Origin of the sequence: Microcoleus sp. FACHB-1515 (genome assembly GCF_014696105.1) — a bacterium.
GTDB lineage: Bacteria > Cyanobacteriota > Cyanobacteriia > Elainellales > Elainellaceae > JAAUTJ01.
Map to the genome: position 1 here is coordinate 1 of NZ_JACJPO010000037.1, position 23,275 is coordinate 23,275.

Sequence of the window (23,275 nt, forward strand, 5' to 3'; positions counted from 1 at the left end):
ATGGACGATGCCGATTCGAGACTGGAAGCCTGCACTCAATCGATTTGCGATCGAGTTTGAAGGCAGGTTTCCCCTCTAACTTTTACCCTTGACACAAAAAGATTGACATATCCTGCGTGTCAACATTTTGAACTCAACGGCGAAACTGACACGCATCAGTTCTGCCAAGGTGCGATCGCCCCCAAGTGGATTTCTAGACCGAGGAACAAACCATGAAGCTAAATTTCCCAATCTTCAAACCGTTGTTCTGGGTTTCTAGGCGTGCGTCATGGGTCTGCCGATTCTGGGGTCGGGGCATCTTGATCAACCGCTGGTTGTTGGAGCATGAATGGCTGGCATTCGATCGCGCCGTGCAGATTCAATCCTGGTTGATTGCACAAATCCACGCTGAACAAAAGTATTCTTGTCGCGTTCACTTGAAAGTATTAGAGTCCTGTTTCGCATCCGGCGACATTCCCTCGCTTCCCAATATGCTGGAGTATTTTCAGGAGTTGCGATGCTTATACGACGAGGGCAGGTACGAAACGATGCTGATTCAGCTTTATCAGCTCGATCGCTCAGACCACCTGGATGATGTCGAAGATGACACTTCCACTCAGTTGAGTGAGCCGTAACAAAATGAGCATCGATCGCCTATCGCGGTGCTTGATCCGGCTCTAGATGCGGTCGTGGGACTTAGCTCTGGTCGATCGCACCCTTGATCGATGACCACTTCAACTCCAGCTTCAAACCTGAATCTAAATTTCCAAATTCATGAACCCTGAACACACTCAGCAATTGTTCGATCGCTTCGATCGCCTGTATCGTGGATGGTATTTGCCCGTGACCGAGAATTTGATGTCGTATGGCTTTGCCTGCGGCGATGGCTGGTTCTTGCTGCTGTGGGAGTTGTCTGAGCAGATTGAACTGTATTGCCAGCAACACCGAGAAGCTGCTGAGCTGATGGCAGTACAGGTCAAGCAGAAGTTTGGCGAGTTGCGCTTCTACACGCGACTCAAGATTCCTGCTGTGGAATTACTTATCGAAGCGGCTCGGATGCAATCACGGCACACGTGCAAGTTGACCGGGGAACTTGGTGAGTTGTGTCGTTTACAATCAGACGTTAATTTTTGCTGCTACCAAACGCTGAGTCCGGCCAAGGCCGCAGAACTGGGCTTTGTTCCTGTTTCCTCAGCTTGACAAGCACCATCTTGGCAGAACTTGCCGCAGGCGGGGCGATCGCCCTGCTTAGCGAAAAGCCTTGCCCATGCGATCGAGTTTCTCAATCTGATGCGTGTCAAAATCTTGAAGTTGATCGCAAACTTGACACGCATCTGTTCTGGCAAGGCGCAATCGACCCAAACAAGCCGTTAACTGCATCCAATTATTCTGATGATTGTGGAGACCGTGATATGACCCCAAATTCACCACAAGACTCCCAAGACCCGATCGCAACACCACCGGACGCGAATGCGAACACCGCACCCATTCGAGAACCACTCAAGCTGTTTCGAGATGAAGCTCGGTGGTGTGAGGCGCTCCGCATTGAAGAAGAATATGGTGGCGACATCGGCGTAGGCCGCGATTGGGGCACTCAGTTTGGGCGTTCCTGCAAGACCCAGTAGAAATGGAATCACTCGCGCAACTGCGCGATTAGATACTGGGCGAATTTCGTTTGATGCTGACCGAGTGGGAGTTAGGAGTGACAGTTGGCATCCATCGCATTCTCCCAAGTCGTCACTGCTTCACCAAATCCTTGAAAGAACCCTAAATGCTTGACATTTGACAGAAGGACAAGTCAATCGCTTGAAAATGCTCAGACGGCAAATGTATGGACGAGCCGGGATTGATTTGCTGCGTCGTCGCTTCCTGCTAGCAAGCTGAGGATTACGGCATTGGAGGGAAGCCTCGGTCGAATTACCAAAAGCTGCAAAGAACCAATTTGAGACTCGACATTTTGCTACGGTTTATCGTTGCATCGCGGCTCGACGGGGACACAAGCGCGCGATTTTGGCGGTTGCCCATCGCCTGTTGATTGCGGTCTACCACATGCTCAAGCAGTGTCAACCGTATCGCGATCGTCAAGCCACTCCGACCGGCCAACAGACCAAGCAACAGCGCCTCAAGCAATTGCAAAAGCGAGTTGAAGCGTTGAGCTACCAAGTTCAACTTGTCCCGCTGCCTGTCACCAATCCGTCCGGCTAGGTTGAGATTTTCAAAGCAGGTCTATTACGCTTGAACAATAAAATCTGATGCTCCCAGATTCAAACCGTTTTTGAAATCTGCAAACTGCCCACCTTGACCAAACCCCGATGCTCTGCCATTTTGATTGTAGAATAGCGCCCCTGTAGAACGAACATAGGTAATCAACGCTCTACTACTTCCGGCTTGGGCAACAGTTTTAACAGACTGAAAACTGGGACGATTCCCCCTGAGAACTGTAAAGGTTGTTCGATCGAGAACAATTTTGTCAGGACGCTGAAAATCAGTAATCACGTCAACACCCATTAGAGATCGACTGAAACTTCGCCCAATATCAAACACAAACTGATCTGCATCCGCTCCGCCAGTAAGAGTATCCTTGCCCATCCCACCAATCAAACGATCTTGCCCTGCTCCACCGTTCAGGATGTCGTTTCCTCCTAATCCAGTCAGTACATCATCACCCGTACCTCCAGTGAGGTTATCACTTCCATTAGTGCCTGTTAAGTGGGTGATAGCGCTATCGTCGTTGCGAATGATGCCTGTGGCAGTGGCAGTGGCAATCGTGCCATTCGCTGGATTACTCAAGATGACGGTGAATTCTTCATCGGGTTCGATCGTGAGGTCGCCAGTAACATTAATGGTGAGGAGGGCGCTGGTTTGGCTGGCGGCAAAATCCACAATCCCGGTAGGGAATGTACCGCCAAAGTTGATCGCGTCCGCTGGATTGGTTCCACTGCCTGCGACCTCATAACTGACGGAACTGGCGGCGCTGAGGTTGCCCGATCGCGTGATGGTGAAGGTAAAGGGCGTTGTGCCCGTGTTGCCTTCGAGTTGGGTGGCGTTGGTGGAGGCGATCGTCAAGCTCGGCGTTGTGGCATCAATCTTCCATAGCTCTGTCCCAGTTCCAATTCTGCTGCCACTCGTGAAGGTAGTAGCAGTGAACAGCAACTGATCCCCCAGGATAGTGAAGTCTTTCGGACCGTCGAGAGAGTATCTAGAGAAGATGTCTGGAAGCTGTTGAGTCCCTGCTGTTGTGCCATCACTCTCCCACAGTTCTCGCCCAGCGCTGATGAATAGTTTGCCATTGAAGACAGCAAGCTCCGTTGGGCTGCTGCTAGAATCACGCAGTGCAATTTTCTTCAGAAGTTGAGTCCCCGCCGCCGTGCCATCACTGAACCAGACTTCAATCCCATTACTCCCATAGGCAGAATCTCCGATGGTGAAAAACAACTTGCCATTGAAAGCAGTTAAACTCTTTGGACTGTTCCTGTTAGGGTTTGTATAGATTTTTTTAGTCAATTGAGTTCCCGCCGCCGTGCCATCCGAAACCCACAAGTCGTCTCCATACCCATCTGAGGCGTTGAAGAATAACTTGTCATTGACGACGGTTAAACTTTGTGGAGAAGAATTGTAACCTCCCGGATTAATATCTTTGAACAATTGAGTTCCCACCGCCGTGCCATCCGTCACCCATAGTTCTCTACCGTTGTTGTCAAAAGCAGTGAAGAACAGCCTATTACCGAAGATGGTGAAATTATCTGGAGAAGAACTAAAACCAGTGACAATATCTTTTAGGAGTTGCGTCCCCGCCGCCGTGCCATCGGAAATCCACAGTTCTCTAAAACTGATTCTATCCTCTGCGGCGAAAATCAGATTGCCATTGAAGACAGTCATACCTGTTGGGGTAGAACCGATGATGCCTGGAGAGATATCCTTGAACAGTTGCGTCCCGGCAGTCGTGCCATCGGTACTCCACAGTTCCCGCCCATTGATGCCGTCATTCGCAGTAAAAAACAGCCTGCCGTTGAAAACAGTAAAGTTTGGTGGGTAGTAAATAAAATCTAACGAAGAACCAGAGCCAGGTCGAATATCTTTGACCAGTTGTGTCCCCGCAATTGTGCCATCTGTCACCCACAGTTCTTCACCAGTGCTGCCATCATCCGCCGTGAAAAACAGCTTGCCGTTGAAAGCAAAAAAGCCGTTTGGGTAAGAACTACCGACACCCGGATTGATGTCTTTGACCAATTGCGTCCCCGCCGTCGTACCATCCGTCACCCACAATTCGTATCCAGCGCCACTTTCACGGGCGCTGAAATACAGCTTGTTGTTGAAGACCGCAAGACCCTCTGGGGAGGAACCTCCTGATCCAGGGAAGATGTCCTTAACTAATTGAGGTGATGCAGTCATGATGAAACTCCTTGAAGTACAAATAATTGGCATTGACTTGGACGAGGCATGTTCTGATATTTTTCATTGACATAACTTTGAAGCCAGGGTTCTGAAACACCCACAACTCTGGCAATTCCAGCTAAGGAAATCTTCTCCAGCAGCAGTTTGTCAATTAGCGTTGTGCTTACCTAGCCAATGATTTTGTTCTGATGTTTTTCACAAACTGTCTACCGCATTCACGACATTTAACGTTCTGTTTACCGTTATGGATTTTGCCTTTCTGGACAGTACGAGTGGAGTTACAGGTAGGACAGGCAAGCGGAGCAGTTGACATAAAGTAATTGAGCTAACTTTGTCGAACAAAGAGTTGATACTATCCTTCACAAGCGAGCTTGAGACTTTGAATGGTATGCGATGATAGATAACGTGGGAAAGTTGTGCCCACGCCCACAAACCAAGCTGGCTAACAAATTATCAGGCGGAAAGTTTTCACCTAACACTCCAAGTTGGGAGCTTAGGCCGAATCTTTCCGCACTATACGCTTTCCAGAGAGCTTAGGCCGAATCTTTCCGTATTTGTTCAGCTTTGGGGTGTGCAGAGCAACAATCTGCAATCAGTGGCAAGCGGGGACGATCGCGGATCCATCCGGGGCGATCGCCCTACGCTACACAGTCATCGCGAGCGGTACATTGTTCGCCGAGATCGATCGTCTGGGTGCGCCTGTTGCCTCGTAAGCAGGGGAAAGCAATGTCAGGGTTTGAATCCTTTGCAAAAGCGTGGGAAACGGAAAGCGGAATTGATGAAAGATTTGAAGCTAACCGCTCAAACATAATCACACTCACGACTCTATATGTTAAGCACTGCTAAGCAAATTGTTAAAAAAGATGCAATCGCCGAATAGAGCACTGCTTATTTGAACTGGAAAGCGAATCGTTAGGCATTTTGATCGTTAGCGAGTTCCACCGCCAATTCGCCGATCGGGAATACCGTAGTCGGGCGGTTGATACTTGAAAGAAGCAGCATGGATCTTAGCTTCAACAGAGTTTGAGCTAAGAGCAATCGTCGCAATTGAATGAGGGAAAAACAAGAAGAAAACTGCAAAAGAAGATAACATAAAACTCATTCGACTCAAACGAATTTGACTTTCAGCATGGAAGTAATCAGGTGAAGTTTAATCTCTTGAGGGTAGATTATCAATCACTTATGGTGTCAGTGCTTGTGCCCCAATCCCAACCCGTTACGTGAGCAGAATTGGAACCCAATCTTTGGTTGAGAGGAGCAACTGATTATCTCCGGCGCATCCTAATCTCCACCGCGCAAGCACCCATTGGGTTGGCGCAAAGATTCATGTTGTATCTCACTTGAAAGGTTCCTCCTGCTCCTTGGGGAACGCTGAAGTTAATCACCTCGCCTCCAAGTTGAGTGCCTCTTGCAAACATTCGACCTGTCGGGTCATAGATCTCAACATTGATGTCACCCAAATTCAAAAAGGTACTGGCTTGAAGCGTGTAATTGCCTGGGCCAAGAGTCCAGCTTGCCGAAGCAGATTGTCCAGCATACAGAGAGGGAACCCATTCAGCTTTTGCTGCTTGCGGATTCACGCCTTCAATTAGAAAAGCTGCACAGCAAGCGAGGGAAATTTGACGAGCGAATTGCTTGTAGTTCATGATGTTTTGATGGGCTAAAACCCATCTTTGAGGGTGAATTTGACAGATGGAACTGGGCGATGTGGTGCGATCGAAATCCGTCAGTTTTCTGGAGATTGGGGCGGCCGTCAACCACCCCTTTTCCGGCTTCAGTTGAGCGATCTAACTGTTAGAAATCGGGCATTCGGATAGCTTTTGTGGAGCCTGAACCATCTCTTAATTCGGGCTACACTCGACTCCATCAAAGTTAGAAAGTTCACTTCTCCTCGCTGAATAGGAGGGTGAGCCATCAGAATTGAAGACGTAGCAGATATCGTTTGCCGATTCATCGGTTGCTGCGCCTGACGATCCGCCAAACATCAGGGCGGCCACTCCCAGCAGAAAGAGGCTGGCGGCTTCGTCCCGCTGCGCCTGCATTGCTTGTTGTTGAGCGATGTAAGCCTGTTGCTCTTCGGGAGAGAGGCTTTCAAAATATTGCTGCCGCCGTTCTGCCTCTAGGCGATCGCGCTCACTTGCCGCCCGCCGAGCTTCTTCGAGTTCCTGTCTGCGGTTTTCCTGCTCGACGATTGTCGTGACCGTATTCACTGTTCCTGTGACCGTATTTACAATGTCTGCGGCATCCTCGATCGTGTTTAGAATATCGCCAAAAAGACCAGCCATCATCAGGGGTTCGGTTTGACGGGGTGGGGTTGGCGTGGCTGCTTGCCCAGCGGCTTCGATCATGGCAAGGCTGGGGTAGACGTTCAGGCAAGAGACGATCGCCACACTCGATAATGTACCCACCCATTTGATTAGTGGCTTTCTGGCGATCGCAAAGCCAGAAGCAGAACCGAAGCGCTGATGATTGTTACCGGAATTAGCGTTTTGCATGATCGAAATCCTTTCGGTTTGAGTGAACGGTTGACAGCAGAAATCTCGAATCGGGACGCAATGGTGTCAAGAGCTACTGTTTGCTGAAAGTGCGTTTTCTGGGGTAGTAGTGTTCACCTTTTGCCCAGGTTGTCCGCTGAATGAGTGACCGGAGTTGGAAGGGCAACGCTGGGTTGCTTGCTTCATAGGTTTACTGTAGGGCTGTGTTTTGGTGGATGCGAGGTGTTTGGTGCGAATGACCAATCGATCGCACTTCAAAGGAATTGCAAAGCGATCGCACACCAGCGGCGATCGTCAGTTTGCTGTTTTGGCAGTGAGCAAATCGATCGAACGTTACTTCAGCACCCGATCGATTCACACGATCGGGTATTGAAATTCAGGTTTGAGATCTGCATTACATCGCGCTCGAATTGGGCGGCGGTTGGCGGCGGGCACAATTACTGGAGGCGGTGAGGCGATCGTCTCCGGGTTATCATGCGTGGGTGCAGTAAATTTGGTTGCGTTTTCAAGGGGGTGATCGAGATGGCTGAAAGACTGATTCTATCGTTGACCCCCTTGAACGCCTTGCTGGAAGCAGGTTTCAGCCATTTTTCCAGAGGTCTTATTGCGAAGATTTATCAATTGTGGCGGGTGGTGGTTGACCCCCTTGAAAACATGGGTGTAGAATGCCCTCAGAGCAAGGCTTTCAGGAGCCGACCCTCAAAACTTCTTCGGAAGTTGAACTAATGGAAACAACAACGCCACACGCAAGCCGCAATGGCTTGCTTGGCAACCACTCAAAACTTCTTCGGAAGTTGAACTAATGGAAACCAGTGGCATTTGGCTGAACACTTCCAAATGCAACCTCAAAACTTCTTCGGAAGTTGAACTAATGGAAACGACGCATTGGCTGGTGCAGCTATTTTTTAAACCCAAACTCAAAACTTCTTCGGAAGTTGAACTAATGGAAACGCCTTGTGTTGTCCACGCGTTGCCCACTTCGATTCTCAAAACTTCTTCGGAAGTTGAACTAATGGAAACCGGTTGGCTGGGCAGCACTGGCAATTTTCATTGCCATGCTCAAAACTTCTTCGGAAGTTGAACTAATGGAAACCTGCTCCCATTTTGTAAAGCTGCCCTGGATTGAGCACTCAAAACTTCTTCGGAAGTTGAACTAATGGAAACTTTGGCTGCCCAATAAAAACCAAACCAAGTGCAAGAACTCAAAACTTCTTCGGAAGTTGAACTAATGGAAACCCGCCAGTGTTGACGACCGCCCCACCTGTGGAGTTGCTCAAAACTTCTTCGGAAGTTGAACTAATGGAAACCCTGCTTTGCAAGCAAGGCGCGAACAGCGGCGGCGGTGGTGCTCAAAACTTCTTCGGAAGTTGAACTAATGGAAACTCCTGCACCTCCTTTGAAGACGTCTCCAATGCCCTCAAAACTTCTTCGGAAGTTGAACTAATGGAAACATCGCCTCGTATCCACAGTTGTCGCAGTTCCAGAGCACTCAAAACTTCTTTGGAAGTTGAACTAATGGAAACGCGATCGATGCAATGTGAACTAGCGAAAGCTCTTTCTGAGGCTGCTTGGAAAGAGCTTTCGCCTCAGCAGTTATGTTGAGTTTTGCTTAGCTTGATCTCAGGCATCGATCGCTCAATTTCTTAGAAAGTTTTGTCAATCTAGTTCTCGATTGCTTTGACCTAACTGCGTAGCCAAGCTGTCAAGAACAGCATCACAGCGCTCAACTAAATCATGCTGTCCCATTTCTTCAAACAGCTTTTGAGCAGAGCGAAAAGCCGCGATCGATTCTTGAATTTGATTTTGTTCCTTAAACACTTTTCCTAAAATAAACCACAGCTTTGCCTGTCCAGGTTTGTCACCAATTTGCTGCCGAATGCTGAGCGCCTGATAGAAATAGTCGATCGCCGTTGAATGCTGCTCTAAGGTGAGATGAATGCTTCCCAAATTATTCAAAGCCTTGCTTTCAGCCTCAAAATCTTGCATCTTTGCAGCCAGGTTTCGCGCTGCAAGGTACTGATCGATCGACTGCGGCCAATTTTGCTGTTTCAAGTACAAATAGCCCAGCTTGTCATGCAAATCCGTGAGCGATGCCGAATCGTTCAAATCTTTGGCGATCGACAAAGCACTTTTGTAAGATTCGATCGCAAACAGATAGTAGTTCTGTAGTGCGTAGATGTTGCCCAAGTGGGTGAAAGCGATTTTCTCATGAACGCGATCGCCCAGTTCTTGCGTGATTTGAAGCTGCTGCTGAGCCGATTCTGTGGCTTGCGGAAAGTTTTTGAGCGAAGCATAAGCGGTTGTGATGTTGCCGAGCGCGTGTGCTGCACCCATTCGATCGCCAATCTCCTGAGCGATCGCAAAGTCTTTCAAATAAAATTCTAGAGCTTGAGAGAAGTTGTTTTGAGCCTGATAAATGTTGCCCAAATTTCCATAAGCGCGACCTTCCCCAGCGCGATCGCCAATGCTTTGTGCTGTTTCTAACCAAAACTGATAGGCACGAAAAGCTTCGTCAATTTTGCCTTGAGCATAGTAAACGTTGCCCAAATTGCTTTGAATTTTCGCCTCTAAAATCGGGTCATTGTATTCCTGAACCAATTCAAGCTGAAGCTGATAGCACTCGATCGCCTTGGAATGCTCTCCTTGCCGATAGTAGCTAGAAGCTAACCCGCCGATCGCACGACTTAACATTTCAGGCTTGCCAAGCGACTTCGCAATATCGAGCTGCTGCGTGTAAAGATCAAGGGCTTGGTCAAACTCGCCCAGACAGTGATAGGTGATGCCCAGGTTGCCCAACGCCCTCGCTTCGATCGCCCGTAAATTAAGCTGAAGTGCGATCGATCGCTGCTGTTGATGATAGCTGAGAGCCGCTGGATACTGCCCTAAACTGTTGCAGGCAATCCCCAACCCATTCAGGATTTGAGCATCCCACTGTTGATCCAGCTTGCCCAGTAGTTTTGGGTAAAGCTCAACAAGCTGTGTGTAATATCCCCAGGTCTGTAGCTGATCGTCCAGTTCCTCACCTGTTGGCGTATTGAGTTGAATTCGTAATAGCCTGCTGGCCTGCTCCCAAGCTTCAAGCTCACAGAGATTTTGAAAACTTTCGATCAGTCCCCGCACTTGTTCAAGATTTGAACTGTCGGCATTGGGGTGATAGCGAGTTAGCCAATTTAGAATGGCTTGATAGAGGCTGCGCTGCCATCGAGACTGGATGAATCGGATCGATCGCGGCTCCAGTTGCAAAGCGGCCAAAACTGCTTCAGCCGGAGGAACGGCGGTGTTGATCTGAGTGGTATTCATTCGAGCAGATCCAGCTTTTTCAGATGACTGAGTGAGACGCTGCGAATCAAATTGTGCTGCCTGAGCAAATACTGATCTTGCTCCACCACCGCCTCAACCAAAAAGCGGTCTTTCAGTCCGTCCAGCGCCGCCTGTTGAACCGCGATCGGACAGTCCCAGTAATCCAAATGACTCAGCCACCAGTCTTCGGGCACGGCACAGCGGTACACTGAAGCCTCGCAAAGCAGCAAGTAGGCATATTTTGCATCATGCCTAAGCCGTTCAAACGTTTGCTCCAGACGCTTTTGAACGTTTCGACGCAGGGCAGCGGTGAATCGATCGAGCCGCCATTTGTCGTCTGCGCCAATTCGTTCTCCCGCCTGCGCTGCTGCGATCGCCCGCTCAACTTCTTCAACTTCGCTGCCATACCGATTCCAGTAGGCCAAAACATTGCCATAAAAGGGACGACTGCCAATCTCTCCCACAATCACCCGCAGGGCAAGCGGATGCCCTTCATAGGCTCTCCCGATTCGCAGCAGATAGGAACTGCCCTCCACTGTGGGACTCGCATCCAATCCGGTCTGTTCAAACAGGGCGATCTGTTCTGCCTCAGAAAGCCCAGTTAGCGGCTGATTGAACCAAAAATTCTGATAGCGTGTGCCAAACTCCAGCAGTTGAACGGGGAGTTCTTGAGAAGTCACGATGATTCGGCTCTGGCACTGATCAGAGGCCAGCACTTGCTGAAAGAACAGCAGAAACCCTTCATCTTTGAACTGGCTCCAGCCTTCCTGCTCGTCGCCTTGCAAAACTTCTTCTAGCGAATCGATCGCCAGCAAACAGCGATTGTTTTGCAAATAGTGGACAAGCCGAGCGGTAAGTTGCCGAACATCCTGGCGATCGTCTGGTGTAACGATCTGCCCACATTTTTCGAGCAGACGAGCCGCCACGCTACCAAAATCGATCGCCTGTTCCTGATTGTCAAAATTCTCCCGCAGCAGCGATCGATCCTGAAACTCAATCATCAAACGCTCGGCCAGTGCTGTTTTGCCAATTCCAGCCATCCCTGTGAGAAAGAGAAGGCGGCAGCTTTTTTGCAGCCGATCCGACAGACCAGAAATTAGAGTCGATCGACCGACCCAAGCTCGATCGTAGGCGAAGAACTCGATCGGATCGGTGGCGGTACTCGCTAAGGGCAGTGAGGGGTCAACTAAATTTTGAACTGATTTCGGCTGAATAATTTGCTTTTTGTCGAGCGCTAACGCTTCACAGATTGCTTCAAACTTGGCGATCGAAACATTGACTCCCCGACAAAAATTGCTGACGGTGCAGAGGGCAATTTCTAAATGAGCCGCCAGATCTCCCTGCGTCAAAAATCCGTTGCGCTCAAGGGCGGTCGCCACGTCGATTCGGTAGTCAGGATGAACGTGAATCGATCGGGGCATGGTGACGCTTAACCTCGCTATCTCAGATTTTATAGTGATTTTTTACCTGAAGGCAGACGTGAACTCAGGCACGAACTCAGGTCGCGATCGACCCACACAGGTATGAGCGCAGAAACCCGATTGAGAGGATGAATTCACAGCAAGACAGCACTGATTCTTTCTCAAACGGAGCGAAGGCATGATTCACACTGAACATCTGAATGCAGCTTGGACTCTGGTGCAGCGAGGTAGCCGTGCGGCTGGCGTGGACGGCATCACCCTTGATCTATTTTCGGGTGTTGCCCCAGAACAAATCCAGCTCCTGCATCGCCAGCTTCAGCGCGAACACTATGCGGCCAGTCCTGCCAAAGGATTTTATCTGCCGAAGAAAAGTGGCGGTCAGCGGCTGATTGGCATTGGCACAGTGCGCGATCGCATTGTGCAGCGCTACTTGCTGCAAGCGATTTATCCGGCACTGGAGGCAAGCTTTGCGGAATGCTGTCATGCCTATCGACCGGGATATTCGGTCTACACCGCAGTTAGGCAGGTGATGGAGCGCTATCGGCATCAGCCAACCTGGACTGTGAAGGCGGATATTCGGCAGTTTTTTGATCATCTGGCTTGGCCGCTGCTGCTGACGCAGCTTGAACAGCTTCAGGTTGAACCTGTGCTGATGCGACTGGTTGAACAGCAGCTTAAATCTGGCGTGGTTCTCCAAGGACACTACTGCCGACTCAATCAGGGCGTGTTACAGGGCGGCATTTTGTCAGGGGCGCTGGCAAATCTCTACCTTTGCGAATTCGATCGCCGCTGCCTTGAGGCTGGCATTCACCTCACGCGCTATGGAGATGACTGCGTGGCGGTGTGTGGCGGGTGGATAGAGGCTAATCGCGTTCTGGCGCTAATAGGCGATTGGCTGGAGGACTGCTTTTTGACGCTGAACGAGGAGAAGACGAAGATTCTGGCTCCCGATCAAGAATTCACGTTTTTGGGACATCAGTTTTGTGCGGGGCAAGTGCGTTCGGCTTTGCCGGCTCGCAGAGCGTCGCCCCAGCCCGCCCGCGCCAGCCCAGACAAAAAGCCAGCCAAGCCAATTCGCGTCAGCTATGGGCCGCCCAAAGCCTGCGGCATTGTGAAATCCACCGATCGAAAACCCACGACACCCCCAGATACCTATTGGAGTGACCCGATGACGACTTTATATGTGACCGATCAAGGCGCGTATCTGCGCGTACAGCATCAGCAGTTTCAGGTGTTTCATCAGCAGGAATTGAAGTGCAGTGTGCCGATCAATCAGGTTAGCCATGTCGTGCTGTTTGGCTGCTGCAACGTTTCGCATGGGGCGGTGAGCTTGGCGCTGCGGCGACGAGTGCCAATTTTGTATTTGGCAAGCAACGGCAGATATTTTGGCAGGCTGGAAACTGAGGGACAGGCGCAAATCGAGTATTTGACGCAGCAGGTGCAGCGATCGCTCGATCCCGACTTTCGGTTCAACCAGGCGCAGAGCATTATTTTGGGAAAGCTGCACAACAGCCGCGTCGTCTTGCAGCGACTGCATCGTAAACGTCCGACCGAGACGGCAAAGACGGCGATCGCAGGGCTGGCAGATTTGATGCAGAAGCTGCCCGAAGCAGAGTCGATCGAGTCGATGCTGGGCTATGAGGGGCAAGCGGCGCATCTGTATTTCCAGGCATTCGCCACGCTGCTCAAGGGCAAGTTTGAGTTTGAAAAACGCACTCGTCGCCCGCCGACTGATCCGGTGAATAGCTTACTGAGTCTGGGCTATACGCTGCTGTCACAAAATATGCACTCGATGGTGGAAGCGGCGGGACTGCACACGCACTTTGGCAATTTGCACCTGCCGCAGAAGAATCGCCCTTCGCTGGTGTGCGATCTAGTCGAGGAATTTCGGGCGTTCATGGTCGATTCGCTTGTGGCGTATTTGATCAATTCGGACATTTTCACGATCGAGGATTTCACGCCACCGGACGAGCGGGGCGGGGTCTATCTCTACCCGGATGCGCTGAAGAAGTTTCTCAAACACTGGGAGGAAAAGTTGCAGCAGTCGGTGACGCATCCGCATACGGGCTACAAGGTGAGCTATCGTCGCTGTTTGGAGCTTCAAGTGTGGGAGTATGTCGCCTGCTTGATGGGAGAGCGGGAAGTTTATCGCCCAATGAAGTGGGAGCGGTAGCGGATGTCTGCGTTTTATTTGGTTTGCTATGACGTGGTGGGCGATCGCCGTCGCAACAAGATCGCTCACCTGCTGGAAGGGTATGGAATGCGGGTGCAGCAGTCGGTGTTTGAGTGCGTGTTGACGACCGATCAGCTTGAGTTTGTCCAAAAGCGGCTGCTGAAAATCCTCAAGTCGCAGGAAGACCAAGTGAGGTTCTATCCGCTGTCGGCGCACTGTCGGCGCAAGGTGATGATTTTGGGAACGCAACCAGAACGGCAGGTAGATGATGCCGCGTTTATTGTTTGACCATTGGGAGACAAAGTGATGAATCGAGGATTTATTGAGCAGCATCGAGAGTTGCAGGTGTATCAGGTAGCGTTTGCCAGCGCGATGCAAATTTTCCAAAGTTCGCAAGCGTTTCCCGAAGAAGAATGGGAACTGCTGCGCCGCCAAATGGTGCGATCGTCTCGCTCAGTCTGTGCTTCGATCGCGGAGGCATGGCAAAAGCGGCGATTCAGAAAAGCGTTTGTCGCCAAGCTGAACGAGGCGGAAGCCGAAGCAGCAGAAACGCAAACCTGGATTGAATTTGCCGTCCGGTGTGGCTACCTGGATCGAGAAGAGGGACAGGAATTGTTTCAGCGCTATGTCGAGATTTTGGCGGCGTTGGCGCGATTGATTGAACAGGCAGATGCCTGGGTAATCGGCAGAACAAAACAAGATGAAGCGTGATCGGCGGCGCGATCGAAATCGGGAGGAACAAGAGATGGGGCGCAGTCGAAAGCACCGCAAGCGATTTACCTGCGGACATCGAGGATTTGGTCAGTGGTGTCATCTTTGCGCGTCGAACAGTTGCGCGTCGATCGATCGTGCAGCAATCGGCTGTGCGTCGATCGAGTCTCGTCTTGCTGAGGCGATCGCTGCTAAGTCAGTTCGCTCATTTCCAATTGTGCGATCGCCCAGTCAAACCAAAGCCACAGCAGAAAAACAAGCCTGGAAGCTGAGTTTTGCGACTGACTCGATCGATCTACGGCGCTTGCCCCGATTGATCGTCCTGAAAGCCAGAGGAATTTTGGCGGCTCTGGATGAAGGCGGAGGATACTGGCAACTGCGAGGGCGACGGCTGCGGGGCGATCGCACCATTGTCAGGATTCCTGTGTCCTACCGCTATCGCCTGCTGTGCCGAATGGAGGGCGATCGCCTGCTGCCGCTGAAGGTGCTGTCGCATGAGGACTACAATCCGTTAGTCCGGCGGAAGAACCGCGTTTGAATCAAAGGCTAAAATGGGAAAGTCAACAGAGGAGCCGACTGCAATGGATGTATCACTCACCCCGAATCTGGAGCAGTTCATTCAAGCTCAAGTTGAAAGCGGCAGGTTTTCTTCTGCGCTGGAGGTGATCGAGGCGGGGCTTCGCTTGCTGGATGAGCGCGATCGCCTGTATCAGGGGCGCTTTGAGGAACTGCGTCAAGCGGTTTTGATTGGAGTCGAACAGTTAGATCGGGGAGAACAATTTGAGGGGAGAGCCGCAATTGCTCAGTTGCGGGAGAGAAATCAGACGCGCAAAGCAGTTCAATCCTAGATGGCGGATTATTTTCTATCTGCTCAAGCCTTGACTGACCTGACGGCAATCAACGACTATCTTTTCGATCGCAATCCAACCGCCGCAGACGCTTTTCTCGACGAGATCACTCAGCGATTTGAACGACTGGCGCAATTTCCAAAAATGGGTCGGAGCCGAGATGAGTTATCCTTTGGTCTTCGGAGTTTGCCGTTTCAGGTCTATTTGATCCTTTATCGGGAAAGTGAGGGTGGAGTCGAAATTGCCCGAATCGTCAGCGGCTATCGTGATTTGGAGGCATTGTTCTCTGAGGAGTCGCAGGATTAAGCCAACGTGAAAGCGATCGCAACGCACTCACTTCCACCCGGTCAGCATTTGGACGATCGAACCATCGACTTTTTCTAAAAGCCGATCGCTTCTCACAAAACTTTCACACACCCAAACTTGGAGCAGTCGATCGATCGGCTGCTTTTTGCTGTGTGGGGCGATCGGCTCTCTGGGTTATCATGCGTTAGCGGTGAATGGCCTTTGGAATGTGGTTGAACTGAGGCAAAAAACGGCGTTTGGCGGGTGTTTCAAGGGGGTGATCGAGATGGCTGAAAGACTGATTCTGTCGTTGACCCCCTTGAATGCCTTGCTGGGAGCGGGTTTCAGCCATTTTTCCAGAGGTCTTATTGCGAAAATTTATCAATTGTGGCGGGCAGTGGTTGACCCCCTTGAAAACATGGGTGTAGAATGCCCTCAGAGCAAGGCTTCTAGGAGCCAACCCTTGAAACTTCTTCGGAAGTTGAACTAATGGAAACTCGGTAGTCCGAGGGGCAAACGTACTCGTCGCCGTCTTGAAACTTCTTCGGAAGTTGAACTAATGGAAACTTGCTGTGCTGCTACCAGCACATCCTGTGTAGAGAAGCTCTTGAAACTTCTTCGGAAGTTGAACTAATGGAAACTTGGATGTCTTCCACAACCTCAGGCTGTTGAGGGCTTGAAACTTCTTCGGAAGTTGAACTAATGGAAACGATGCATCGTGTTCATCGCAGACTCCAACGATTCTTGAAACTTCTTCGGAAGTTGAACTAATGGAAACCAGTTGATTGTCTGAGTCATCAACACGTGAAGGCATCTTGAAACTTCTTCGGAAGTTGAACTAATGGAAACCCAATCGAGTTCCTTTGAACTCGAATACGTCTCGCCCCTTGAAACTTCTTCGGAAGTTGAACTAATGGAAACGAGGTCGAGAGCTGCTTGCACGAAGGCGTGCAAAAACTTGAAACTTCTTCGGAAGTTGAACTAATGGAAACCACCAGTGGCAGGGCAAAATAGCTCCTGCTCAACCCTTGAAACTTCTTCGGAAGTTGAACTAATGGAAACATTACGACTTTAACTTCAGGCAACTTATACACCTGCTTGAAACTTCTTCGGAAGTTGAACTAATGGAAACCGGGTGTCGGCAACCCAACCCCCAAACCCCCTACCTTGAAACTTCTTCGGAAGTTGAACTAATGGAAACGCTTGGTTGCCAATTTCTTGGTCAACCACAGCCTCAAACTTGAAACTTCTTCGGAAGTTGAACTAATGGAAACATTCCCTCTAATTGAGCGATGACAGAAATGTCACCACTTGAAACTTCTTCGGAAGTTGAACTAATGGAAACATTGCAGCGGCACTCGTCAAAACGCCATCAACGCTTGAAACTTCTTCGGAAGTTGAACTAATGGAAAGGCATTAAAGTACCTCCGAGCAATAATCCGTTCAAAGCTTGAAACTTCTTCGGAAGTTGAACTAATGGAAAGGAGAGGGTCTTCAGGCACTATCATTAGGACTTGGAGTTCTTGAAACTTCTTCGGAAGTTGAACTAATGGAAAGGTTCCATGCACAGTCGGCCTCGCATCTTCCGCGGTTCTTGAAACTTCTTCGGAAGTTGAACTAATGGAAAGTGGTAGATTTCGACCGCGGGGGCGGGAGAGTTTCTAAACTTGAAACTTCTTCGGAAGTTGAACTAATGGAAAGACCAGCCAAGCGAGCAACTTTGGAATAAGACATGAAACTTGAAACTTCTTCGGAAGTTGAACTAATGGAAAGTCACAATCGCTTGTGTTGGAACCGTGAACCCGAGGCATTGCTTGAAACTTCTTCGGAAGTTGAACTAATGGAAAGTTTCGTAATCTGGGACTTCGCTTTTTGTAGCGAGCTTGAAACTTCTTCGGAAGTTGAACTAATGGAAACCAGGATTGATGGCATTTGTGAAACCATCATTGCTCAGCTTGAAACTTCTTCGGAAGTTGAACTAATGGAAACCTGCTGCTTCAGCATTTCGAGTGCGGAAGCGGACTGCTTGAAACTTCTTCGGAAGTTGAACTAATGGAAACAATCTTCTCTAAGGAAGATTGAAAATACCTGCTTCTTGAAACTTCTTCGGAAGTTGAACTAATGGAAACCAGGAGGGTTGATTCCCAACAGTGCAGCACGAGAAGCTTGAAACTTCTTCGGAAGTTGAACTAATGGAAACTAGGCTGCTGATTATTCGTCAAACAACAGGTGCATTTCTTGAAACTTCTTCGGAAGTTGAACTAATGGAAACGAGATTCAGTGGCTGCGGTGGCGATTTGGTAATCCTTGAAACTTCTTCGGAAGTTGAACTAATGGAAACCATTTGATAGAGTGCCGGCATCGTGGTCATAGTAAGTGCCCTTGAAACTTCTTCGGAAGTTGAACTAATGGAAACCTGTAATGTTGAAAAGCGACTAACCTTGGCTTTCGGCTTGAAACTTCTTCGGAAGTTGAACTAATGGAAACGCCCGCTCGTTCCTGGTGCCACTGATCCGGGGATCACTTGAAACTTCTTCGGAAGTTGAACTAATGGAAACTATTGCCTGTTTTGGGCAGGAATCAACCGTCCAAGGCTTGAAACTTCTTCGGAAGTTGAACTAATGGAAACACCGTAGGAGGTACCGACACGCAGCCTTCGGGGATACTTGAAACTTCTTCGGAAGTTGAACTAATGGAAACGGTGTCGGGATCGGATGCGCCTTGCACGTTTCCGTCTTGAAACTTCTTCGGAAGTTGAACTAATGGAAACCAGGGGTGCCGTTGACAGTTCCCACCAAGCAAGCTTGAAACTTCTTCGGAAGTTGAACTAATGGAGTTCCGTTTTGATTTCGATCGCCCCTAAGAATCGACTCTTATGAGATTCTTTGAAACTTGGGGTGATTGAAGCATTCCGTAGATCGGATAGCAGCAAATTGAAAAGTGAACCGCTGGAGTGGCAAGCGCTAGTTAATCACTCCAGCGGTTATTTTTTTTCTGATGGCAAGTCTCCGTTGCTGGAAGGGCGATCGATAGGGCAGACGCGATTGTCCCAGTCAAATCGACAGACCCACATTTTGGTAGCAAAACTAACAGTAAACTGTCACGAATCGATCGAGCGGTGTCAGCGATCGCCCTCGTTATTTGCTTTGGCTGCTCACGGATCTAAAGAAAATCTGGTGTATTTCGTCACCTCGAATGATTCCTGATATGCTCGCCTTTAGTCATTCGCACGAGATTAAGGAATATTTCAACCCGCCTTTTCTAAACTGAATCCATCGATCGCCACCTCTGGTACTTTATGGACTACTACAGCCGCAAGCTCTATGCGCTCCTCCACGAAAGCCACGGTTCTCGCTTCTTCGATCGGCTCGACTGCTTTGAGGACTGCCTCGAAGCACTCCAGCAGTGGTGGGAGACGCAAGGAAAACTCGCCAGTGAATTAGCCAGCACCGCCGATCGAATTAATCTCGGTGCTGCGCCTCCTTCCAGCCAAGCTTTCGAGATTCATCACCCCATCAGCGGCCAAAAGCTTGAAAATGCCACAAACAAGCCACAGCCCAACCCCGATCAAGCTCAACTGATCGACACAATCAACGCGGTTTGGCACTCGATCGCCGCCCTAGAACCAGAAGCCCGAATGCAGCAGCTATTCACCTGGTGTTGGCGATTTGTGCCCGAATCGTCGGGGCGATCGCTGCTGACGCCTGCCGATCGAGTCCTGCCCGACACTGCCCTACACAGCCACAACAGCGCCGTTTCTGCCCTAACTGGCGCACTGTTTCCACCCGACTGGCAAGGCGGCGAACCCGATCGCCCCTACCTCGTGCTGTTCACCTTCTCGCCCATTCAGGAATTCATCAAAGCCTCGCGCAAGTTTCTCGACTTCTGGGCAGGTTCCTATCTGCTGCACTACCTCAGCGCCATCCTTTGCTGGGAAGCCGCTCAACTCTACGGGGCAGATGCCATCATCACGCCCTCACTCTGGAGTCAAGAAATTATCGATGCCCTGATCGCCCAAACCTACCCAGACATCAGCGCAAACATTACCGTTGTCGATCGCTTCTACGACGATCGCACGGTTGCGCTTGATGGTGCTTCTGCCGATCGCCGCCTCAGCACGATTAACATTGCGGGGTTTCCCAACACAATCACCCTCCTCGCTCCCAATCGTGAAGCTGCCGATCGACTCGTTGCCACACTCAAAGCCACGCTTCAGGGGCACTGGCAAACGATCGCCACGATGGTCAAAGAAACCGTCAAATCAGAAGTGCGCGACTTTCTCGACAGCCAGTTCGATCGCACATGGGCTGACCTGAGCCGCGATCTCAACCCCGAAGCGGCTGAAGCATTAGCGATTGAACTGAAGCAGTATCAGCAGCCCGGATGCTGGGAATGGAACGCACTCTGGGATGCCCAAATCGATCACACTTGGGAAACCTACGCCGTCGCGGTTCCCCTCGGCCATCCCCAACAAGCCCTGACGATCGGCAACCTGTCCCAGCCGGAATCTGAGCCGCTCACTTCCTGGATTGCTGCCCAAACCGCGATCGCCAATCCCCGCGATGCTCTGCCCACCGCTGCTGAATCTAGCCTCTATCACACCTTTAATGTCGGCAGTTGGTGGGGCAGCTATCAGGCGCGACTGGGACAACTGATTCAGGCCGTTAAAAATACGCGCAACTGGCAAATTCCAGCCGCTCCCGGTGAGCGATCGAGCATTTCAGGACTGTACAGCGCCCTGCATCCCCGCTTGCTCTACCGCGATCGCTTCCGCAACGGCTGCGGCGTGGCGAACGATTCACTCAAGCTGTTTTGGCAACTGATGGCGCGGGTCTATCCCGGCTTATTCAACGGCTCAGAGCGGCTGAATGCGATCGAACTCACCAAGCGCATGGCGTGGAAATACGGCGGCATCGCCGCAGCACTGGGCATCGCTGAAGTGGAAGTCCCCGATCTGCTCGAAGCCCCCGACATCGATCGCACCGTCTACACTGCCCCCGATGGCGGCCTTGACCTGCGCGACTTTGATAACCTGATTCGCTTTCCCAACCTGAGTTCGATCGCCGCTGCCCGCTTTGCCCACGACCACCCCGATCGCGTCAAAGCGTTTTGGCACAGGCTCTCGCTTGCCTTTAAGCGGGGTGCTTTGAAATCTCAGTACCGCAAATTCTGTCAACTGACGCGCCGCCCCTTCCAGATCGATCAGGTCGATTGCGCCATTGCCCAAGGCGATCGAAACGTCCGCTACAACGGTGTCATGTTTTCTAGCAAATGGCTAGCCGACGATTTGCAGCTTGATGCTGACCAAACGATCGCCCTGCGCCAAGCCGTCACCAACGCGCATCAACAGCTTCACTTTGGCGATAGCAGCCCCTCCGACTGGTGGGTGCTGGTGCTCGGCGATGGCGACGGCATGGGAAGCTATGTCAACGGCAATCGGCTGAAGCCCTATGGCGATTATCTGGAAACTGATTGGGTCGATCGCACCATCTTAAATGACACGCACTGGACAGACCTGCTGCAAACCCAAAAGCGAATGGGTCCCGGTACGCACGTCGGTCTCAATCGCGCCCTGCTGGATTTTTCCAATCGGCTGGTGCCCTATCTAACCGAAGAGCGCTGCTGCGGGCGCGTCATCTACAGCGGCGGCGATGATGTAATGGTGGCCTTACCGCTGGCGGATTTACCCAATTTCCTGCTGTCGCTGCGAGCCGCCTGGTCGGGCAGTGCTGATCCGGCTGGAGAATTTGAAGCGGACGGCGGCTACTGGAAAGCCATTGATCCCAATGTGCAGGCGATCATGGGCGATCGATCGCTGTTCACAATGGGCAAAGACGCCACCATGAGCCTTGGCGTGGTGATTGCTCATAAAAGCGTTCCCCTGCCCACCGTTCTGGAACTGCTGTGGGAGGCAGAAAAAGAGCGGGCGAAAAAGCTGCTGGGCGGCTCGATCAGCAGAGCGCACGGCGAATCCAATGCACCCGAAGTCATCATTCCGGCAAAAGACGGGCTGTGTTTCCGCGTCGTCTACGGATCGGGCAACGTCCTGGAATCGCACCTCAAAGGACATTTGCTCGAAGGCTTCACCCAGCTTCTGGACACCGCTGCCGACCCAATCGATTTAGCGCCCGTGCTGTATCGATTGGCGAGCGAACTGCCGCCGCGCTGCCAAATTACGCCCGATCTGCACCTGTTTCGGACAGCGGCAACCGTCATTCTCAACAGCCGCGATTTGGAACTGCCGGATCGGGTGCGCGATCGCCTGCTTGACTGGCTCGATCAGTGGGAAATTTGGGCTTGGACGGTTATCCATAGCCAGAAAGCTCTACTGAGCCAGCAGCCCCACCTGAGCGCGATCGCCGCCGAAGCCGAAGCCCGTCGATCGCTGGGCACTCGCCCCGAAGATTTAGCCAGCCTGTTGCGATTTGCTGCCTTTTGGATCAGCCGACGACAGCAAGAACGAAGCTGGACGACTCCCGCTGCACCCACTTCGCCACTTGCGGGCGCAAAACATGGATAATTCACCGTCCGAACTGCACTGGTACGAAATTGAACTGCTCGATCTGGTTTTGATTCGCGAAGCCAAGCCTTTTAATCCCGGCGATGGCTCCTGGGCAAAAGGTCAATTTCCCCCTCCGCCCATCACCGTGTTTCAAGGGCTGCGATCGGCTTTGCCCCAGCGGATAGACCAGCGCACCGATCGCGACCTCAGTTTTCTAGGACCGTTCCTGCTACACGAAGCTTCAGACGGCACACAAACTCTGTGGCTGCCCACTCCCAAAGATTTGCTGTCCCAGTTCCCCCGTCTCCTAGATGATGAGCCTCAGACTGCGTCAACCGCTGTAGCGCGGCTCTGTCCGATCGATTTAGCGCAGGAGGAGATGCAGTTCGTCGGCTTTGACGCTGCTCATTTTGCTGCTAGTTTGACTCCAATGCTGCCGCCTGCTTCAGCAGAACATGGCTACGGTAGGCTACAACCCTGGATGAACGCCGATCGCCTCGTAGACTATCTGCAAGGCAGCTTAAGCAGGTTGAGTCACACCGATCTCTGTGACAATCCCTGGACGGTGCAGGTGTTGCCCCACATCCAGATGCAGGCTGGAACCCGTCAGGTGAAAGATCAAGACGGCTATTTCACCGAGGTCGCTGTGCGCCTCAAACCCGGCTGGAAGCTGATTGCAGGCTTTAGCGGCGCAATTCCCACTCCGGCGGCAGTACGGCTGGGCGGCGAAGGGCATCGGGCGATCGTCCAGTCCTGCCCTGTGCCGTCAGTCTGGACCGATCTTCAGAAGTTCAAACAGCCGCAGCAGGAGAGCGATACCGCATACCTGCTGACTCCAGGCTTAGCCGAAGTCACGACGGGTTCAGATCTCTATGCCCCCTATCCAGGACTGTGGGCAGAGCAGCTTCAGGGTTGCGCCACCGATCGCCCAATTCTCTGGGGCGGCATCTCGGTTTTGCAGCGACTCACAGATGTCACTGCCGCGATCGGGTTTACGCCGCAGCGGGCTTTTGTGCCGCCCGGCACGGTCTACCGCTTCAAACACCCCCCTGTTGAGGCGGGAAAGCTGCTGCCCTCGCTGATCGATCGTCCCTCTAGGTGGCTGGAAACGTTTGACACGCTCGGCTACGGCACTCTGCTCTGGAACTGCATTGGGAGTTAACTCA

The 23,275-nt window shown here is 51.3% G+C and carries 19 protein-coding genes and 2 CRISPR repeat arrays; of the genes, 13 read left to right on the forward strand and 6 right to left on the reverse strand.

Annotation, left to right across the window (positions count from 1 at the left end):
- The first annotated feature begins 212 nt into the window (after positions 1 to 212).
- The 4 genes from H6F67_RS12205 (at position 213) to H6F67_RS12225 (ending at position 2,184) form a co-directional block, all read left to right on the forward strand.
- On the forward strand, positions 213 to 614 hold the full coding sequence (locus H6F67_RS12205) for a hypothetical protein (protein ID WP_190766742.1): 402 nt from the start codon (positions 213 to 215) through the stop codon (positions 612 to 614).
- Between the two features lie 139 nt (positions 615 to 753).
- On the forward strand, positions 754 to 1,179 hold the full coding sequence (locus tag H6F67_RS12210) for a hypothetical protein (protein WP_190766744.1): 426 nt from the start codon (positions 754 to 756) through the stop codon (positions 1,177 to 1,179).
- Positions 1,176 to 1,604 carry a hypothetical protein gene (locus H6F67_RS12215; RefSeq protein ID WP_190766746.1) on the forward strand — a complete coding sequence of 143 codons (429 nt, stop codon included), beginning with the start codon at positions 1,176 to 1,178 and terminating at the stop codon, positions 1,602 to 1,604. Before H6F67_RS12210 ends, H6F67_RS12215 begins: the two co-directional genes overlap by 4 nt.
- Before the next feature lie 385 nt (positions 1,605 to 1,989).
- Positions 1,990 to 2,184: a hypothetical protein gene (locus H6F67_RS12225; protein ID WP_190766748.1), complete on the forward strand. Its 195-nt coding sequence runs from the start codon at positions 1,990 to 1,992 to the stop codon at positions 2,182 to 2,184.
- Between the two features lie 24 nt (positions 2,185 to 2,208).
- On the opposite strand, the gene H6F67_RS12230 is transcribed toward H6F67_RS12225, so the two are convergent.
- From H6F67_RS12230 to H6F67_RS12240, 3 genes are all read right to left on the reverse strand, one after another.
- Positions 2,209 to 4,371, reverse strand: a complete 2,163-nt coding sequence (locus H6F67_RS12230; RefSeq protein WP_190766750.1) for an ELWxxDGT repeat protein — start codon at positions 4,369 to 4,371, stop codon at positions 2,209 to 2,211.
- A gap of 1,268 nt (positions 4,372 to 5,639) precedes the next feature.
- Positions 5,640 to 6,020 carry a hypothetical protein gene (locus H6F67_RS12235; protein ID WP_190766752.1) on the reverse strand — a complete coding sequence of 127 codons (381 nt, stop codon included), beginning with the start codon at positions 6,018 to 6,020 and terminating at the stop codon, positions 5,640 to 5,642.
- A gap of 195 nt (positions 6,021 to 6,215) precedes the next feature.
- Positions 6,216 to 6,869, reverse strand: coding sequence for a hypothetical protein (locus H6F67_RS12240; protein ID WP_190766753.1), 654 nt, complete (start codon positions 6,867 to 6,869; stop codon positions 6,216 to 6,218).
- Between the two features lie 229 nt (positions 6,870 to 7,098).
- On the opposite strand from H6F67_RS12240, the gene H6F67_RS12245 reads away from it, so the two are divergent.
- Positions 7,099 to 7,242, forward strand: coding sequence for a hypothetical protein (locus H6F67_RS12245; protein WP_190766755.1), 144 nt, complete (start codon positions 7,099 to 7,101; stop codon positions 7,240 to 7,242).
- 325 nt (positions 7,243 to 7,567) lie between these two features.
- Positions 7,568 to 8,392: a CRISPR direct-repeat array (repeat unit 35 nt; unit sequence CTCAAAACTTCTTCGGAAGTTGAACTAATGGAAAC).
- 133 nt (positions 8,393 to 8,525) lie between these two features.
- Here the strand turns inward: H6F67_RS12245 and H6F67_RS12250 are convergent.
- Positions 8,526 to 10,169, reverse strand: coding sequence for a tetratricopeptide repeat protein (locus tag H6F67_RS12250; RefSeq protein ID WP_190766757.1), 1,644 nt, complete (start codon positions 10,167 to 10,169; stop codon positions 8,526 to 8,528).
- On the reverse strand, positions 10,166 to 11,590 hold the full coding sequence (locus tag H6F67_RS12255; protein ID WP_190766759.1) for an AAA family ATPase: 1,425 nt from the start codon (positions 11,588 to 11,590) through the stop codon (positions 10,166 to 10,168). The genes H6F67_RS12250 and H6F67_RS12255 overlap by 4 nt, the downstream gene beginning before the upstream one ends.
- A gap of 178 nt (positions 11,591 to 11,768) precedes the next feature.
- On the opposite strand from H6F67_RS12255, the gene cas1 reads away from it, so the two are divergent.
- From cas1 to H6F67_RS12285, 6 genes are read left to right on the forward strand one after another with little or no spacing between them, the layout of a single operon-like run.
- Positions 11,769 to 13,763 carry a CRISPR-associated endonuclease Cas1 gene (gene cas1 / locus H6F67_RS12260; protein WP_190766761.1) on the forward strand — a complete coding sequence of 665 codons (1,995 nt, stop codon included), beginning with the start codon at positions 11,769 to 11,771 and terminating at the stop codon, positions 13,761 to 13,763.
- 3 nt (positions 13,764 to 13,766) lie between these two features.
- Entirely contained in the window at positions 13,767 to 14,051 is a 285-nt protein-coding gene (gene cas2, locus H6F67_RS12265; protein WP_190766763.1) for a CRISPR-associated endonuclease Cas2, read from the forward strand.
- Positions 14,052 to 14,069: 18 nt separating this feature from the next.
- Positions 14,070 to 14,474 (forward strand): four helix bundle protein, encoded by a 405-nt coding sequence (locus tag H6F67_RS12270; protein WP_190766765.1) that lies wholly within the window; start codon positions 14,070 to 14,072, stop codon positions 14,472 to 14,474.
- Between the two features lie 34 nt (positions 14,475 to 14,508).
- A complete protein-coding gene (locus H6F67_RS12275; RefSeq protein WP_190766767.1) occupies positions 14,509 to 15,012 on the forward strand; it encodes a hypothetical protein in 504 nt (167 codons plus the stop codon).
- A gap of 13 nt (positions 15,013 to 15,025) precedes the next feature.
- On the forward strand, positions 15,026 to 15,322 hold the full coding sequence (locus H6F67_RS12280) for a type II toxin-antitoxin system ParD family antitoxin (protein ID WP_242020609.1): 297 nt from the start codon (positions 15,026 to 15,028) through the stop codon (positions 15,320 to 15,322).
- Complete coding sequence (locus H6F67_RS12285; protein WP_190766770.1) at positions 15,323 to 15,628, forward strand: type II toxin-antitoxin system RelE/ParE family toxin; 306 nt, start codon at positions 15,323 to 15,325, stop codon at positions 15,626 to 15,628.
- Positions 15,629 to 15,812: 184 nt separating this feature from the next.
- On the opposite strand, the gene H6F67_RS12290 is transcribed toward H6F67_RS12285, so the two are convergent.
- A complete protein-coding gene (locus tag H6F67_RS12290; protein ID WP_190766772.1) occupies positions 15,813 to 15,959 on the reverse strand; it encodes a hypothetical protein in 147 nt (48 codons plus the stop codon).
- Positions 15,960 to 16,069: 110 nt separating this feature from the next.
- Positions 16,070 to 18,445: direct repeats of the CRISPR family, unit length 34 nt; unit sequence CTTGAAACTTCTTCGGAAGTTGAACTAATGGAAA.
- Between the two features lie 460 nt (positions 18,446 to 18,905).
- On the opposite strand from H6F67_RS12290, the gene H6F67_RS12295 reads away from it, so the two are divergent.
- Complete coding sequence (locus H6F67_RS12295; RefSeq protein WP_190766773.1) at positions 18,906 to 22,127, forward strand: type III-B CRISPR-associated protein Cas10/Cmr2; 3,222 nt, start codon at positions 18,906 to 18,908, stop codon at positions 22,125 to 22,127.
- Positions 22,120 to 23,271: a type III-B CRISPR module-associated Cmr3 family protein gene (locus tag H6F67_RS12300; protein ID WP_199304379.1), complete on the forward strand. Its 1,152-nt coding sequence runs from the start codon at positions 22,120 to 22,122 to the stop codon at positions 23,269 to 23,271. Before H6F67_RS12295 ends, H6F67_RS12300 begins: the two co-directional genes overlap by 8 nt.
- Positions 23,272 to 23,275: the final 4 nt, after the last annotated feature.

What these genes read in the sequence shown, in the direction of transcription:
- H6F67_RS12205 (WP_190766742.1), top strand. Translation starts at nt 213, where the DNA reads ATGAAGCTAAATTTCCCAATCTTCAAACCGTTGTTCTGGGTTTCTAGG.
- H6F67_RS12210 (WP_190766744.1), top strand. Translation starts at nt 754, where the DNA reads ATGAACCCTGAACACACTCAGCAATTGTTCGATCGCTTCGATCGCCTG.
- H6F67_RS12230 (WP_190766750.1), bottom strand. Translation starts at nt 4,371, where the DNA reads ATGACTGCATCACCTCAATTAGTTAAGGACATCTTCCCTGGATCAGGA.
- H6F67_RS12235 (WP_190766752.1), bottom strand. Translation starts at nt 6,020, where the DNA reads ATGAACTACAAGCAATTCGCTCGTCAAATTTCCCTCGCTTGCTGTGCA.
- H6F67_RS12240 (WP_190766753.1), bottom strand. Translation starts at nt 6,869, where the DNA reads ATGCAAAACGCTAATTCCGGTAACAATCATCAGCGCTTCGGTTCTGCT.
- H6F67_RS12250 (WP_190766757.1), bottom strand. Translation starts at nt 10,169, where the DNA reads ATGAATACCACTCAGATCAACACCGCCGTTCCTCCGGCTGAAGCAGTT.
- H6F67_RS12255 (WP_190766759.1), bottom strand. Translation starts at nt 11,590, where the DNA reads ATGCCCCGATCGATTCACGTTCATCCTGACTACCGAATCGACGTGGCG.
- cas1 (WP_190766761.1), top strand. Translation starts at nt 11,769, where the DNA reads ATGATTCACACTGAACATCTGAATGCAGCTTGGACTCTGGTGCAGCGA.
- cas2 (WP_190766763.1), top strand. Translation starts at nt 13,767, where the DNA reads ATGTCTGCGTTTTATTTGGTTTGCTATGACGTGGTGGGCGATCGCCGT.
- H6F67_RS12270 (WP_190766765.1), top strand. Translation starts at nt 14,070, where the DNA reads ATGAATCGAGGATTTATTGAGCAGCATCGAGAGTTGCAGGTGTATCAG.
- H6F67_RS12275 (WP_190766767.1), top strand. Translation starts at nt 14,509, where the DNA reads ATGGGGCGCAGTCGAAAGCACCGCAAGCGATTTACCTGCGGACATCGA.
- H6F67_RS12280 (WP_242020609.1), top strand. Translation starts at nt 15,026, where the DNA reads ATGGGAAAGTCAACAGAGGAGCCGACTGCAATGGATGTATCACTCACC.
- H6F67_RS12285 (WP_190766770.1), top strand. Translation starts at nt 15,323, where the DNA reads ATGGCGGATTATTTTCTATCTGCTCAAGCCTTGACTGACCTGACGGCA.
- H6F67_RS12290 (WP_190766772.1), bottom strand. Translation starts at nt 15,959, where the DNA reads ATGGCTGAAACCCGCTCCCAGCAAGGCATTCAAGGGGGTCAACGACAG.
- H6F67_RS12295 (WP_190766773.1), top strand. Translation starts at nt 18,906, where the DNA reads ATGGACTACTACAGCCGCAAGCTCTATGCGCTCCTCCACGAAAGCCAC.
- H6F67_RS12300 (WP_199304379.1), top strand. Translation starts at nt 22,120, where the DNA reads ATGGATAATTCACCGTCCGAACTGCACTGGTACGAAATTGAACTGCTC.